General features: G+C 59.4%; 1 pseudogene. It reads right to left on the bottom strand.

The annotated features are described in order from the left end of the window. Positions 1-447: pseudogene (locus tag MPN20_RS17175) on the bottom strand (IS5 family transposase); the annotation flags it as partial. Between the last annotated feature and the right edge of the window lie 50 nt (positions 448-497).

Below are 497 nucleotides of genomic sequence, written 5' to 3'. Positions count from 1 at the left end.
CGTGAGCGACCGATGCCGTGCCCGGCGGGTTCACATTCCGAATCAGGCAGATTTTTGTAATTCGACGTAGCCCCCTGTGTCCTGATCGAGGCGTGTCGTGTTCGTCGCGTGCTGGTGAGCACGATTGATGGTGCCATCGACGGAGATGTTCCAATCGATGTCACCGGCAGCATCAGCATCGGAAAGCACCCGAGCTAAGACTCGGTCCCAGGTGCCGTCGGCGGCGTAGCGGCGGTGACGTTTCCATACTGTCTGCCACGGCCCGAAATGCTCGCGCGGCAGGTCACGCCAGGCGATGCCAGCGCGGTAGCGGTAGACGATTCCTTCGACGATTCGCCGGTTGTTCTCAAACGGTCGGGCTCTTTTGCCGACGTTTGAGGGCAGGAGTGGTTCGATCTTCTCCCACTGCTCATCAGTGAAGACTCGGTGTCGTTGCTGTGTAGTCACGTCTCCACCGTGCCAGTCCTGGAATGGTCAATAAAGGAGACACGCCCTAG

The sequence above is a fragment of the Brevibacterium sp. ZH18 genome (assembly GCF_022748595.1).
Taxonomy (GTDB): Bacteria; Actinomycetota; Actinomycetes; order Actinomycetales; family Brevibacteriaceae; genus Brevibacterium.
The sequence above is the reverse complement of the archived record's forward strand: the minus strand, read 5'-3'. Positions and strand labels throughout refer to the sequence as shown.